We start from the raw sequence: 14,242 nt of genomic DNA on the forward strand, positions 1-14,242 counted from the left end.
CTAATGCCCTTAAAACCAATACATCAATTGCACTGACCACATTTCCCAATGCTTATCGGCATGAGACGCCACATCTAAGTTCAGTAAGCTCACTACCCTTGTCGCACCTTCAACCCAATGATACTCACCTTGAAGTCGCCACTTCGGTGCAATGTCCCAACGCAAGCCTAGGGTATACGTATCTTGATAGCCAAAGTAGGCGGGGATCACGCCGCCTGTCATAGCCTCTAACTGCTTTCCGTCTCGATCTGATTTGTCGTTAATGTATGTGTCGTAGCCAATAAGACCACTTACATTGTTATTAAACAAATACCTAAACTGAACAAAACCGCCTTCGCCCGTGCGTTTAAAGGCAAAACCAGGGAAGAATAGCCCTTTGCTATCCTGGACTTCTCGAATTAGCTCAGCCGACACTTCCCAGTTTTCTGCAAAGTATTGCGCAGACAACATAATACGCTCTATGTCTGCATTACCTGCAATACGGTTGTCATTCTGAGAAGGTGTGTACCTGAAATCAGAACTCAACCAGCTGGCACCTAGTTTCCATGTCATGGTAGCCGGTTGCCAGAACACGCTGGCTTGATGAACAAAGTCTTGCTTGATGTCGCCTTTTGCTTCGTCACCGAGTAAAAAATCTCGCTGGGAGTCGTTAATATTAGAGCGACCGTAACTCCAGTTTAACTCCCAGATATTCTGAGCACCATAGTGTGAGAAACTGGTTTGGATACCGTTGCTTCCTAAAGCAACGTCGCGAAACCCGTCAAAGTACACAGATTGGGGAAGAACAGACGTGTAACGTGTTTGTGGCACATCTCTGGTCACTGAATACAGCCAGTGGCGATTTTTGAAGCGACCAATGTGGACTTGTCCTTGCCATTTACCGGGCAAGTCAGGCAATTTCCAGTCAATAAACAAATAATCTAAACGAGCGCCCTGCTCAAAACGATTCCCGCCGTCTAAATAATTAATTTGCCCGGCAACAGAGATGTTTTCCGCTATTCGATAGTAACCATTTAGCCCAACTTCGGTGAGCTCACCTGTTATTGCGTTATCGTCAGTTATAAAGTTACTTCCATGTGACTGAGTTACACCTTGAGAGACATAACCGTGCCACGAAAAATCTCCCTGTGAAGCAAGGACAGGCATGCTTATCATGCCAAACGCGAGAGCGATGTATTTATTCATTCTGTTCCTACCTCTACGCGTCTTAATTTCACAATTTCGGTATGTTCAACATAGCCGATAGCGCCTGTGGTACTTTCTAACGCCTCTATCAACGCTTGGTAAGACGTGACCCTAACGGGTGTAACGCCCTGTCCAGAATAGGTGATTTGATCCCATAAGCGAGATAATTGATAAGGGAACATCTGAAGTACTTCACGACAAAACTGCTTGTGGAGCTCATCGTTATCCTGCAATACAAATACCGTGATTTTAGTACCATCGCTCCAATATTGACGATGGCCGGTAAATATCTGACGAAGCTCAGAGCGGTTTAGCTCTGAAACCATGACACTCTCATTAACCATGACGTTTAGTTCTGCTGCGTGTGCCGCAGGCACGCCTGATAACAGTGCAATATTCAGTAATAGCACCAGTCTAAGTTGAGTATAAGCAAGAACAGTGGATAGCCATCGCAAAGCGGGCTTTTTCATTCAGTAACGACTCCCTGTTATTTCAAAGGAACACTTCGCAACGCTAAGTGTAGATAATAGTTGATAGTTTTACCTTACAATTAAGTAAATTAAGCGACAATTAGCTTGTGATGGTGCCCTGGTCTATCAACAGTATTTTTTCCTATTGTTCGTATCTTTTGGCATGCGCTAGGTGAAGCCTATTTGCTCGAGTATTACCTATTCGCGCCAAATAAATGCTTATTTTTCAGATAGAACTCTCCGGGCCGCCGCAATTTAACATGCTCATTCTAAAATGATGAATATGGTCAACGATACTCGCGTATGAGCATAACGACTTAGGTTTTTATACTTAAGACGTTGAATTAGATTCATTATTTCAACAAATAATCTTAGTACGTAAAAACTATGAGCGCGTAAACAGACTTTTTTACCTCTGAAACGCGGTCGTTGCTGAAAAACCAAAATAAATCATTAGAATAAAGAATTTACCATAAGTTGTGGGCGACATGGCGACAATACGACGAGACATAGGTGCTGGGCACCACTTTATTTTCGACGACACTTTAGTCAGTCATCCCAACGCGGAGATGTTTACCCCCGACTTTTGGCAGCTTCAAGACAAAATAACAGGTCAAGCCAAGGGACGTGGTACAACCATTTTCATTGAGCATGAGGGTCAGCGCTGGGTTTTACGCCATTTCAAACGTGGTGGCTTGGTGGGCAAAGTACTGAGCGACCAATATCTGTTTATTGGTGTTGAGCGTTCTCGCCCGTTTGAAGAGTTCAGGCTGCTCGAATATATGCGAGCACAAGGTCTTCTTGTGCCTGTTCCTGTTGCGGCGCGTGTACACCGCCGAGGCCTGATTTACCGCGGCGATTTAATTACTTTAAGTATTCCAAATAGCAAAGATTTACACCACGCACTGTGCGATAAACCACTGGATAAAGATGAGTGGTATGAGGTTGGCCGAGCGCTGGCAGCTATGCACAATTGTCAGGTGTACCATCATGATGCCAACGTTCGAAACATCATGATTGATAGCGATAAGCAAATATGGCTTATTGATTTCGATCGCTGCGAGCAGCGTCAAGGTAACAGTTGGAAACAAAGTAATTTAGACCGTCTGCTGCGCTCTTTACATAAAGAGAAAGCGAAGAACCCTGTCTTTCACTGGCAAGAGAGCGACTGGTCAGCGTGTATGAATGGTTACCGCGAGGCAGTGAAGTAATAAAAGCACATGTGGTAAGCGGATTGGTATAAGCTAATAATGTGTTACATTAGCCACGTTGAACACATAAACCCTCTACAACGAAAAGATTCGACTTTATGCACACTAGAGCACTTTACCCTGGTACTTTCGACCCGATCACTAACGGTCATGCCGACCTTATTGAACGCGCATCTCAGTTATTTTCTCATGTGATTGTAGCGATTGCTTCTAACCCAAGTAAAAAGCCACTGTTTACGTTAGAAGAGCGCGTAGAAATGATAAAAAAAGTCACTGCTGACTTACCAAATGTTGAAGTAGTGGGGTTTACTGGTTTACTGGCTGATTTTGCTGACGAACAAAATGCCACAATTCTCATTCGTGGTTTACGCGCAGTTTCTGATTTCGAATACGAGTTTCAACTCGCAAATATGAATCGCCGTTTAAACCCAAAGCTAGAAAGTGTCTTTCTTACTCCTGCTGAGGAGAATTCTTTTATCTCGTCCACCTTAGTAAAAGAAGTCGCTCTTCACCGCGGTGCAGTGAGTGGCTTTTGCCACCCAGTAGTTGAGAAAGCTTTAAAAGACCGGCTGAGCAAGAAAGATTAAGCACCAATAGTAAGTGTATTAGCGTTGGCAGTGAGTACAGAAAAAGGTATTTCGCTGCCCAATAACCTTACTTTCGATGGCTTTTCCACACACTTCACAAGGCTCGCCTTTTCTCCCATACACATTCAAGTGCTGTGCAAAATACCCAGGCTTACCGTCGGTTTGCGCAAAGTCTTTTAATGTTGTGCCGCCTTGTTCAATGGCTTTGGCCAATACTTGCTTAATGGTTGCAGTTAGCGACTGATAGCGAGCAGCGCTAATGTTTCCTGCGGCTCTTCGCGGGTCTATACCGGCTAAAAACAGTGCTTCGTTCGCGTAGATGTTTCCTACACCTACCACAATGGCGTTATCCATAATGAAGTTTTTAACGGGGCCTTTTCTATTGCGCGATAGTTTAAATAAGCGCTTATCGTCAAAGTCGTCTGTAAGCGGCTCTGGGCCCAAGTTATCAAGCATGGCTATTTGCATATCAGGGGCCTGAAATAACACTGCACCAAAGCGCCTTGGGTCGTTAAAACGTAAGCACTTACCGGTGTTTAAAACAATGTCTACGTGGTCATGCTTAATAATTGGTGTCGACGCATCGATAACGCGTAATTTACCCGACATGCCTAAATGCAAAATTAACGTGCCTTTGGCTGTTTCAATAAGTAGATATTTAGCGCGGCGTTTTACAGCAATAACGCTCTGACCTTCAACGTTCGCTACCTCTTGTGGAATGGGCCAGCGCATTCTTCGCTCACGCACCACCACCTGCGTAATGGTATTGCCAATAAGATGTGGAGAAACGCCCAAACGGCTTACTTCAACTTCTGGTAGTTCAGGCATTTACAGTATCCAAGGTAAAAGATTATCAAGTTCGGTGTTGGTTAATGTGTACCAATTATTTTCAAATTTGATCACAACAGGTGATGTATTCGGATAGATGGCGTAAACATTGCCGTTATTATTGCCTGCGAGCCATACTACGACGATGTAAGGCTGTACGTTGGTAATCGCTTCGGGTACGTCAGTGGCCGGCTCAAGCCTTGCCCGTTGCCAATGGGAAAACTGAACATCCGGCTTGATCGCGAGGACTGTATTTTGACCTGACTGGCGCCACTGCTGCCCAACTCGCTCTAAGCTATGGCCATCGTGCTCTATTTTTAACACATAAGCGTCTTCAGGTAACAGGCTGCGAGATTGAACAACGTCCTTCTTAGGTACAAGACTGTCTAAGTTGAACAATGCAATCATGATAAGCATGGCAATAATGACCACGTTATTCATTGCTCGCTGAGAAATTCTAGCCACCTGACTTTCCGTTAAATATGAGTCCTGAAATTAGGAATATAGTAATACCTAGCCAATATATAAGCTAATTCAATTCAAAGAAAACCTAGGATCTGCTGGAAAAAAGTAAGTGGGAGAAAGCAGTGATCGCAAGATAAACTCAAGGGATCGTGGACAGTCGAGTATGGGATCCGGTGGGATCGTGACGTGATGAAGTAGAAATATCTTCTTCTAAAAGCAAAAAACCCAGCAAGGGCTGGGTTTTCGTGGAGACAAAAGCAAGCTAATTACTTGATTTTGGCCTCTTTGAACATAACGTGCTTACGCACAACGGGATCATACTTTTTGATCTCCATTTTGCCAGGCATGTTACGCTTGTTTTTATCAGTAGTGTAGAAGAAACCTGTACCTGCTGAAGAAACTAGTTTAATTTTATCACGCATTGTCGGCTTCCTTAGATTTTCTCACCACGGGTACGGATGTCAGTTAGTACTGAATCAATACCTTTCTTGTCGATGATACGCATGCCTTTTGCAGACAAACGTAGTTTTACAAAACGGTTTTCGCTCTCAACCCAAAAACGGTGTGTTTGAAGGTTTGGCAAAAAGCGACGACGAGTCGCATTTCTTGCGTGTGAACGGTTATTACCAACCGTTGGACGCTTACCTGTTACTTGGCATACTCTTGACATTGTATTTGTCTCCAGAACAACGATAACTGTCGCGTCAGTTAATCCCAAGCGCTCAAACAGTGGTTGGGTCAAATGACGTATTACTATAAATTAGAGGGCGCATTTTATACAGCAAAGGCAGGATCATTTCAATAAGAAAGTACAAAAAGGTTACTTTTTGGCTTTTTTTTGCTCGAAAAACTACCAGCTCTCATTTTTCACGGCCCGTATTGTACTTTTCCCTAAGCGGTTAGGCTATGAATAAATACGCAATCTACGCTTTAATTTTATATTCGCATTGCAGCATCTAAGATATCCGCACGTGAATAAACGCCACGCGAACGCGGCGTATTTCTATTTAATCAAAAAATGGTGACCTTATTTCAGTCATGTCAATCAAACGAGTGGGTCGACGCAGCATTTGACCGCCATCACGAGAAATCGGCACCCATGGGAATAACCCGCGACCTTTGGTAGGTTCTAACAAGAACAGATCTGTAGGTATGGAAATGTAGAAGCCTTTGGTGAAGCTTCCCTCGCCGTATTCTTCTGACGATACATCAGTGAATGCCGCATATGCACCAACAATGATACCGCTATCGAAACGCTTCGCATAATCGATATTCACGCCTTTATCTTTGGCTAAGAATTGTCCAGCACTTACGGTAATTTGCGTGTCGTCTAAGAATTCTGGCTGCCAATAGACGCTAGCGTGTCCAGTGACCGCTGTGTAGTCTTCCAGACCTGTTTGACTGTAAGGATCGCGCTGTTTTACGTAAGCGATATCAAGACCGTAAGCTAGATTACTATCAACGGGACGATACAGTATTTCACCGCCTACCCCAGCAAACATGGTTTCTAGATAACCCGCGTACGCTTGAGCATAGAGGTCTTCTGCAATGGTGTCTTTGTAATGTAAAAATGTTGTATCTAACCATACATCGTTTGCTGACACATATTCACGAACTCGAGTACGCACGCGAGGTAGCGACACTTCTTCGTTGTCTACCAAGTAGTTAAACTTGTCGAAGTTATCTAGAAGCGTAACCCTGGCACTGCTCATGATTGCAAAGTTTTCGTTAAAAGCATAACCGCCGTTTAGCAATAATCCGGTTTGATACAGATAGAAATCTTCTGGGTTACCGAATGATTGGGTAAAGAAGAAATCTGCGCTGTAGTAGAAGCCAGATGTATTGGCAGGATCATAGGCGTCGAGCACTTCTTTTGAAGGTGATGTTCTGACGTAGGTTTCAGTGATATCTGCGTCAACAGATTCGTAACGCGCTGCAGCAATAAAGGCCTCGGCATCCACCTGCGTGTCTACTAAAGGAAGACCAGCGCGATTGTCTACTACATGATAGGTTTTTACGGAATCTGGAAGCTCTGAGGCCGCCACGCGACCAATTCGCTCAATGGCTTCATTCTGGTCACGATAGGCAACCTGTGTACCGTAAAACGTAGCGCTGTCCTCTTTAATTTCAGCATCAGACAGTACAAAGCCCCCCGACCGGTAAAGGTCATTGTAAAGACGGGATTTATCAACATCTTTCACGTCTTGTGGCACCTTTCTACCCATCAGGTTCTTAGGTGGTTCATCGAACTTTATTTGCGAAGCCGTATTCATATTAAAGCGATACGTAACGCCGAAACCAACAGTATTACCTCGTTGATAGTTCAACGTGAAATCGAAGTCTTTATAACGATACACTGCACCAACATTCCAACGAGAATCTTGCTCTAGCTGTCCAGCTCTGTCACGAGAATAATCGTTCCCTTCGAACTCAAGCTTTAGCGTTAGCGGCTCCCATGGTGTTTGGTATTCCACACCACCGAAAAATGCGGTTGTTCCTTTAAAAAACTGGTCGTAGTCTACCTTACCACCGCGGCCAGAGAAGCCCCCTGGGCGTTCACAGAAGCTGTCTTTAAGCTCGCAAAACGGGTTGCTGATGTCATCGGCTGTACCGAGATATCCCCAGCCTAAGCCAAGGTGAAAGTCGAATGGACCGATAGATTTACTGGCGTTGACGTATTCACTTTCAAAAAAGCCTGTTCCACCAAAGTCTCTGAAGCCGACACTGATATCTGGCAAATAGTAGCTTTCTTTCCATAATCTGAATTTAACGTCTAAGCCTTTATCTTTCAGCGTTTGATCACCACTGAATGATTCAACTTGACTGTAAAGTCTTGTGCGCACGTCAGTATAACGGGCAGTTGCTTCCATCCAATCATAAAGCTGAATGTTAACAGACCAGAAGCGATATTCGCCGTTGTCGGTATAGTTAATGGCCATTCCACCTTCGTCTCGCATACGAGCCGTTGGTGTTTGAATAAGACCATTTCCGCCCTGCACCATCTGCGAAGGAGTAACGCGAACTTGAGTATCAGCAAAAGCGGTAGAAGAAAGCGCGCTGCCAATTACAAGCGCGAGTGTTTTTTTCTTAGAAAGTAGTGGCGCACTCATTGAGGTAAAACCCTATGTACTGCTAAAGCGGCTACGCGCTCATTTAATTGCTTAAGTTTATTGCTAAAGAGTTCTGATGAGATAGGAACATAGACTTGGCTGCCCGGCATCAGCTGCCCAAAATCTAAATTCCAATAAGCAATACCCTTTTCTTCAATATTTCCCATTGGATCAATTACGTAGACATGACTTCTGTCGGCATCAACCGCTTTTTTCACCGTGTGAACAGCCGTATAAACCGACGTATCGCTTTGATGCTTGTACGCACCAGGCTTTACTACAGCGCCAGAGAAATGCACAACGTCAGGTCTTCCATTTAGTCGAATCCAGTATTTGCCTGGCTGAAACATAGGGTTGTCTTCAAAAAACAACCTTGCTCGATTGTAGGAAATTGGCATGTCTATGCGTGTAGACACCGTCCATGAGCTTACCTGATCATAGAGATTTTGAAGGGCTTTATGTGTTTCAGAATCGGCATCAAATTGATTGAGCAGCCCGCTAATTTGAGATAGCGCTATCTCTTTCTCTTCTTCAGCTTTAGGGTTAGCTAAATCAAAAGCTGAAGCTGAAGGCCAGTACCAATCACCATTATCAGCGACAATGGACAGTACGCTTGATAGTCGTATCGGCCTGTCGAACTGATAGGTTTGCTTGTTTATCATGACACTAACAAGGTTATCATTTGCATATAACTTGGTAGCTGCAGTAAGGCCTAGGGCAATAAAAAGCGTATAGATATACTTCATTATTGCGTTGCTCCTTGTGTCTTCATCTCACGTACTACTCGGCTTAAATAAACCATATCGTAAACGTCTCCTTCAGGGCTGAACTGCTGCTTTGAGGCCAGAAGTTCCTTCGAGTATTTGTGCAAGAAATACGTGTTTTCCCACGACAACCCTACGTCGATAAATGGCGTGTATTCAGAAAATTCTACGGTTTCGATAACCTTAATTACCGGAACAGAAAAACCTAAATATTCGCGAGTTTCTTCCCCTTCTATTCGCCAAGATGAGTCAACCGGCACACCGTAACCTATGGAAGCAATATCAACTTTGCGTTTCCAATTGAATGGCAGAACATTGTTGGTGGCAAGCGGGTTGTGCTGAAGATTTCCCGTGTAGTATAGGTCGTGATCCAAACCTTCAGTTTTAACGATAATGCCATGGTGCATGGTGAAGATGACTTTATCACCAGATACCCACCGGTACTTTTCACCATCGATATACGCAAGGGCAAGCGAGGCTGCATCTCTTCCGCCCGCTTTAATTTGCATAAGATCAGCTTTACTAGCAGCAATCTCTTCAACGGTATAACTAACTGTTCTATCTTTTAGCGCGAGCTTCAGCGTGTTGTAATACGCTAGTGACGTGGTGGAACATCCGGAAAGAAAAAGGCAAACAACACCCGAAAGGGCAAATAAAGTGTGTAGTTTCATTAAAATGCGCCGACAAAAACTAAAAACAAATGAACTTTGCTATAAAAATAAAAAAAGCCGCTAAAAAAAGCGGCTTTTTCGAATACTCTTAAATTTACTGTACGGTCGGTGCGTAAGTAAATGTAACAGGTACGGTGATGGTTTTTGTTACAGAACCAGAGGTAGTTACAGTAACAGTTTCGGTTGTACCTACGCACACACCATCAACGATTTGGTCGTCACCTTCACAAGTAGGTTGACCTGGAGTAGTGCCGCCATTTCCTGGTGCATCAGCAGAGTTGTTGTTTACAACACCCGCAACGATACCCGCAACAACAACACCAGACGCGATCATACCGCCGCTTACGCCGCCGATGCCAGTAGTACCACTACCACCTTCACCGTCTTGTGCGTTAACGCCTGCAACCATAGTTGCAGCTGCAAATAATGCAATGATTGACTTCTTCATAACAGTCCTTTAATAAAATAACCCACTAAATCCTATGCTAAATCATTTTCAACCATTTGACTAGATTATAATCGACAAATGACTTAGATTTCTTATCTTAACAAGCCTCGCTGTGCGAATGAAACAGTTTCTTTATCACCAACCACAAAATGATCTAAAACTGGCACATCGATCGACGCCATTGCGCTTTTGATCTCTGCGGTTAATCGTATATCCGCATGACTAGGCTCAGCAACGCCTGAAGGATGATTATGAACCAAAATGATCGCGGCTGCATTATCGATCATTACTTGTTTGATCAATTCTCTTGGATAGACTGCTGCACTGTTGATCGTACCATTAAACATAGTGCGAAAAGCAATAAGCTGATGTTGGCTATCAAGCATTAAAAGCGCGAACTTCTCACGTTCACAGTCTCTTAGCTTTGCCTGTAGATAACGTTTAGTATCATCTACATTATTAAAAACATCCTGACGCTTCAGCTTTATTTCCAAATTGCGTTTAAATATTTCAAAGCCCGCCTGAAACTGCGCATACTTGCACGGTCCAACTCCCGTTATTTTGGCAAACCGTTCTTTCGTTGCTGTTACCACACCCCGTAAGCAGCCTAGCTCGTTGAGAAGTTCATGTGCAACAGACACAGCGCTTTTTCCTTTCACACCTTTTCCCAGCAAGACAGCGATGAGTTCAGCATCACTTAAGCTTTCAGCCCCGTGCTGCAATAATTTTTCTCTTGGCCTTTCATTCTTTGGCCATACTTTTATCGACATTCATCTAGCCCGACTATTCTATAAAAGGTTGTTTATAGATGAATGGTGACAAAGAAACGACTGTATAAAAGGCGGGTTTATTATTGATTTTTGACACCTGTAGGCACTGTTTACATGCCACTGTCGAAACAAGACCTACTTTCGTTCAGCTATCCGATTTTTTGTCACCATGGTAGGCTAACGCTAATTTCGAGATTTTGTGTTCTTCTATGTCTATTGCTAATAAAAATATTTTGCTAGGTGTTACTGGCGGGATTGCCGCTTATAAAGCACCTGATCTTGTGCGCAAGCTTACTGCGTTAGGCGCAAACGTGCGTGTGGTTCTAACAGACTCTGCCGCAGAGTTCGTTAGTTCATTATCACTTCAGGCTGTGTCAGGAAATCCAGTGCATCGCCAGCTGCTTGATCCTGCTGCTGAAGCCGCAATGGGGCATATTGAATTGGCAAAGTGGGCTGATATCCTACTTGTTGCCCCCGCAACCGCAAACACCATTGCTAAGCTTGCTCACGGTATGGCAGATGACTTGCTGACTACACTGTACCTTGCAACAACAGCGAAACTCTTTATTGCTCCTGCCATGAATCAACAAATGTGGAAAGCGGTAGCAACAAAGCGCAACATCGATATTTTAAAAGAGCACGGCGTAACCTTTATTGGCCCGGCAAGTGGTGAACAAGCCTGTGGCGATGTGGGTTCAGGTCGAATGGTTGAGCCTGTTGATATTGCCAATGTAATAAATGACGCAGAGAGAGACGCTTTATCCCTTTCTTCGTCGCTAAAGGCGTTATCGGGAAAGAATATTACGATAACAGCGGGACCAACCAGAGAGCCTTTGGACCCTGTACGATATATTTCAAATCACAGCTCAGGAAAGATGGGGTTTGCCATCGCTCAGGCAGCAGCACTCGCGGGGGCAAATGTAACCTTAGTGGCAGGTCCTGTGTCGCTTGAAACGCCCGAACGCTGTGACCGTATTAATGTCACTACCGCAGAGGAAATGCTTAATACTTGTCAAACGCTTAAAGCCTCCACAGATATATTTATTAGTACGGCTGCTGTAGCAGATTACAAGGCCGTGAGCGTTGCCGATAATAAAATTAAGAAAACCGGTGATGAGTTAACACTTACTTTTGTTAAAAACCCTGATATTCTAGCAACTATATCCACCAGCCAAGACAGACCATTTTGTGTGGGCTTTGCGGCCGAAAGCCAAAATGTAGAAGATTATGCGCGTTCGAAGCTAGCCAAAAAGAAGCTAGACATGATTGCGGCTAACGATATTACTGCCGAGGGTCTGGGGTTTAACAGTGATAAAAATGCACTGCACGTAATATGGCAAGATGGTGATAAACGATTACCTGCAACCAGTAAAAGCGAGTTAGCGGGTCAATTACTTGCACTTATTGCAGAGCGCTACGCTTTAAACAATAAAAACTAACAGATGCTTATTAAGTGTCGATAATAAAAACGATAAATATAAACGCTTTGGTGTAAGCCAACTTAACATGGAGCCCGAGTTGCTATAACTCGGTAGCGGAGGAAATACTTTCGTCATGCCTGCTGTCAAAAAAACAAATCGCAGAGCTCAAATTCTGCAAGCACTTGCTGGAATGTTAGAAACCAGCCCAGGTCAACGTATCACTACTGCTAAATTAGCGGAAAAAGTGGGAGTGTCTGAAGCGGCACTTTACCGTCACTTTCCAAGTAAAGCGCGAATGTTTGAAGGGCTTATCGAGTTTATTGAAGAAACACTTTTCACGCGCATCAATAAGATTGTGAATGAAGAGAAAGACTCGCTTACGCGTTGTCAGCTTATTCTTCATCTTATTTTGGGCTTTGCTGAGAAGAACCCGGGTATTACTCGAATATTAAATGGTGATGCGTTAATGGGTGAACAAGACCGGTTGCGCGCGCGCATAGCAAAGCTTTTCGAGCGTTTAGAAACGCAGCTTAAACAAGTGCTAAGAGAGCGCAAGCTACGCGAAGGTAAAACCCTTTCTGCAGATGAAGCTATTATCGCCAACATGATGATTTGCTACACCGATGGCCGTATTAATGGCTTTATCCGTAGTGGATTTACGCGTAAGCCAACTGAGCAGTTCAATGAACAATGGGCTGCTTTCAAGCAAATGTTTGTTTAGAACCCAACTAAGTTACGACTAAGGGTTACGACTAAGGCGCTTTCAAGCGCCTTTTTTATTGCTTTTTTCTCATTCTATATTGCATTACACTTTTCAAAATCAATGCAAAAAGTTCAATTAAATCAGACAGCTGTCGAGTTCATCTCTCAGCGTTCCAACATGCACATAATTCATTATTTCAGTCACTGTCCGTAAGCTACAGGCACAAAAAAAGCAGCATAAAAATGCTGCTTTTTAATGTTTAATAAATATGGACTTACTTGCTAAACGTGTTTCCAAAGAAATCGCCGTCGTTCCACTTAGGCTTGTTCTTTTGGTTTGCTAGTGTCCAACCAATTTGCGCGTTAACCTTGGTGAAAGTCTCTGCCGCATTCCAGTTGAATGGCTGGTTAATGTCGTCGCTAGGCTTATGGTAGTGCGTAGATAAGAACTGACCAAACACCTTGCTGCCATCTACGTTAGGATCTTTAGACTTCAGACCCGGCACCATAAACACTGAAGGCACACCTTGCTTTACAAACGCATAGTGATCTGAGCGAGTGAATAACGCTTGCTCAGGCCATGGATCAGGGCTTAGTTCAATGTTGGCATTCGCCGCCGCTTTTTCCACTGACTCTTGCAAATCACTGTGGTTCGCGCCAAACGCAATAACGTCTGCAAACTCGTAAGTCAAAATTGGCATATCTAGATTTACGTTCGCCACCATTGAAGTAACCGGTACAGTTGGATTACGAGCAAAATAGTCTGCACCTAGCAGGCCCTTCTCTTCACCCGTTACCGATACGAACAGAATTGAGCGCTTTGGCTTTTCTTCCATTTCGCTAAACAGGCGTGCAGTTTCTAACATCACTGACGTACCAGACGCATTGTCCATGGCGCCATTGTTAATGTTGTCTTTCTTTACGGTCTTGGCAAAACCAATATGGTCAGAGTGAGCAGAGAAAACCACATACTCGTTTTTAAGCTCTGGGTCAGAACCTTCAAGTACACCCACAACATTTGGGCTAGTGATGGTGTCGTGTACGCTCGTCTTACTGATATCAACCACGCCATTTAACGCAAAGCCTTGCGGTACTTTGTCGGCTTCAAGCTGTGCATAAACGTCATCAAGGCTCTTTTCTGCGCCTTCAAATAACTTACGCGCAGCGCCTTCACTCATGTAAGCGCCACCTTTAAGCTGAGAAAAGCTGTTTGCAGGCTGACCACTGTCGTCTAACCATGCCATACGCGGCGTATGGATGTAGTTCAAACGGCTTTGATAAGGGCGTACCTTTTCATTTTTAGGCGTTGTGATAGTGATCATGCCAATAGCGCCATTGTCTACCGCATACTTTTGCTTTTGATAGCCAGACGCAAAGTGAGCGCCCTCTTCTGATGGAAAGTCGCTTGGCTTACCAGCAAGCGCTACAACAACCTTACCTTTTACATCTAAGTCTTCGTAATCGTTGTGAGATAGCTCGTCAGCCACAATGCCGTAGCCCACAAAGACCATTTCACCTTTTACATTAGCCTCGGTGCTAAGCAAGCTCGGGCTAGCTAGATATTCTTTCGGGTAGTCAAAATCGACGGTTTCGCCGTTTTGCGTGAAAGT

Annotated in this window: 16 protein-coding genes; 4 read left to right on the plus strand and 12 right to left on the minus strand. The window is 44.0% G+C overall.

All coding sequences use genetic code 11. The annotated features are described in order from the left end of the window. Window positions 1–9: 9 nt before the first annotated feature. Both QVA83_RS19245 and QVA83_RS19250 read right to left on the minus strand, forming a co-directional pair. On the minus strand, window positions 10–1,185 hold the full coding sequence (locus QVA83_RS19245) for a hypothetical protein (RefSeq protein ID WP_069943481.1): 1,176 nt from the start codon (window positions 1,183–1,185) through the stop codon (window positions 10–12). Continuing rightward, window positions 1,182–1,655, minus strand: coding sequence for a hypothetical protein (locus tag QVA83_RS19250; RefSeq protein ID WP_069943480.1), 474 nt, complete (start codon window positions 1,653–1,655; stop codon window positions 1,182–1,184). The genes QVA83_RS19245 and QVA83_RS19250 overlap by 4 nt, the downstream gene beginning before the upstream one ends. Window positions 1,656–2,134: 479 nt before the next feature. Between QVA83_RS19250 and QVA83_RS19255 the strand changes: the two genes are divergently transcribed. Further along, complete coding sequence (locus tag QVA83_RS19255) at window positions 2,135–2,866, plus strand: 3-deoxy-D-manno-octulosonic acid kinase (protein WP_081333943.1); 732 nt, start codon at window positions 2,135–2,137, stop codon at window positions 2,864–2,866. Window positions 2,867–2,964: 98 nt separating this feature from the next. Beyond that, window positions 2,965–3,453: a pantetheine-phosphate adenylyltransferase gene (gene coaD, locus QVA83_RS19260; protein ID WP_014947760.1), complete on the plus strand. Its 489-nt coding sequence runs from the start codon at window positions 2,965–2,967 to the stop codon at window positions 3,451–3,453. Between the two features lie 18 nt (window positions 3,454–3,471). On the opposite strand, the gene mutM is transcribed toward coaD, so the two are convergent. The 9 genes from mutM to radC form a co-directional block, all read right to left on the minus strand. Further along, complete coding sequence (gene mutM, locus QVA83_RS19265; protein ID WP_014947759.1) at window positions 3,472–4,281, minus strand: bifunctional DNA-formamidopyrimidine glycosylase/DNA-(apurinic or apyrimidinic site) lyase; 810 nt, start codon at window positions 4,279–4,281, stop codon at window positions 3,472–3,474. Then, window positions 4,282–4,746, minus strand: a complete 465-nt coding sequence (locus QVA83_RS19270; RefSeq protein WP_039226967.1) for a hypothetical protein — start codon at window positions 4,744–4,746, stop codon at window positions 4,282–4,284. It abuts the gene before it with no gap. Between the two features lie 266 nt (window positions 4,747–5,012). Continuing rightward, the gene (gene rpmG, locus QVA83_RS19275) at window positions 5,013–5,168 is read right to left on the minus strand and encodes a 50S ribosomal protein L33 (protein ID WP_012516577.1); all 156 of its coding nucleotides are present in this window, start codon (window positions 5,166–5,168) and stop codon (window positions 5,013–5,015) included. 11 nt (window positions 5,169–5,179) lie between these two features. Beyond that, window positions 5,180–5,416 (minus strand): 50S ribosomal protein L28, encoded by a 237-nt coding sequence (rpmB, locus tag QVA83_RS19280; protein ID WP_014947757.1) that lies wholly within the window; start codon window positions 5,414–5,416, stop codon window positions 5,180–5,182. Between the two features lie 337 nt (window positions 5,417–5,753). Next, the gene (locus tag QVA83_RS19285; protein ID WP_287498827.1) at window positions 5,754–7,856 is read right to left on the minus strand and encodes a YjbH domain-containing protein; all 2,103 of its coding nucleotides are present in this window, start codon (window positions 7,854–7,856) and stop codon (window positions 5,754–5,756) included. Continuing rightward, window positions 7,853–8,602, minus strand: coding sequence for a capsule biosynthesis GfcC family protein (locus tag QVA83_RS19290; RefSeq protein ID WP_039236677.1), 750 nt, complete (start codon window positions 8,600–8,602; stop codon window positions 7,853–7,855). The genes QVA83_RS19285 and QVA83_RS19290 overlap by 4 nt, the downstream gene beginning before the upstream one ends. Next, window positions 8,602–9,291, minus strand: coding sequence for a YjbF family lipoprotein (locus tag QVA83_RS19295; protein WP_014947754.1), 690 nt, complete (start codon window positions 9,289–9,291; stop codon window positions 8,602–8,604). The genes QVA83_RS19290 and QVA83_RS19295 overlap by 1 nt, the downstream gene beginning before the upstream one ends. A gap of 94 nt (window positions 9,292–9,385) precedes the next feature. Further along, window positions 9,386–9,739, minus strand: a complete 354-nt coding sequence (locus QVA83_RS19300; protein WP_014947753.1) for a hypothetical protein — start codon at window positions 9,737–9,739, stop codon at window positions 9,386–9,388. 92 nt (window positions 9,740–9,831) lie between these two features. Further along, the gene (gene radC, locus QVA83_RS19305) at window positions 9,832–10,509 is read right to left on the minus strand and encodes a RadC family protein (RefSeq protein ID WP_014947752.1); all 678 of its coding nucleotides are present in this window, start codon (window positions 10,507–10,509) and stop codon (window positions 9,832–9,834) included. Between the two features lie 209 nt (window positions 10,510–10,718). Between radC and coaBC the strand changes: the two genes are divergently transcribed. Together coaBC and slmA are read left to right on the plus strand one after the other, a co-directional pair. Next, window positions 10,719–11,948, plus strand: a complete 1,230-nt coding sequence (gene coaBC, locus QVA83_RS19310; RefSeq protein WP_069943479.1) for a bifunctional phosphopantothenoylcysteine decarboxylase/phosphopantothenate--cysteine ligase CoaBC — start codon at window positions 10,719–10,721, stop codon at window positions 11,946–11,948. A 115-nt stretch (window positions 11,949–12,063) separates the two neighbouring features. After that, window positions 12,064–12,651: a nucleoid occlusion factor SlmA gene (gene slmA, locus QVA83_RS19315; protein WP_012516568.1), complete on the plus strand. Its 588-nt coding sequence runs from the start codon at window positions 12,064–12,066 to the stop codon at window positions 12,649–12,651. Between the two features lie 256 nt (window positions 12,652–12,907). On the opposite strand, the gene QVA83_RS19320 is transcribed toward slmA, so the two are convergent. Next, a partial coding sequence (locus QVA83_RS19320) for a M28 family metallopeptidase (protein ID WP_287498828.1) occupies window positions 12,908–14,242 on the minus strand: 1,335 nt, incomplete at its 5' end.

The sequence above is a fragment of the Alteromonas sp. AO-Serp genome (assembly GCF_017849675.1).
GTDB lineage: Bacteria > Pseudomonadota > Gammaproteobacteria > Enterobacterales > Alteromonadaceae > Alteromonas > Alteromonas macleodii.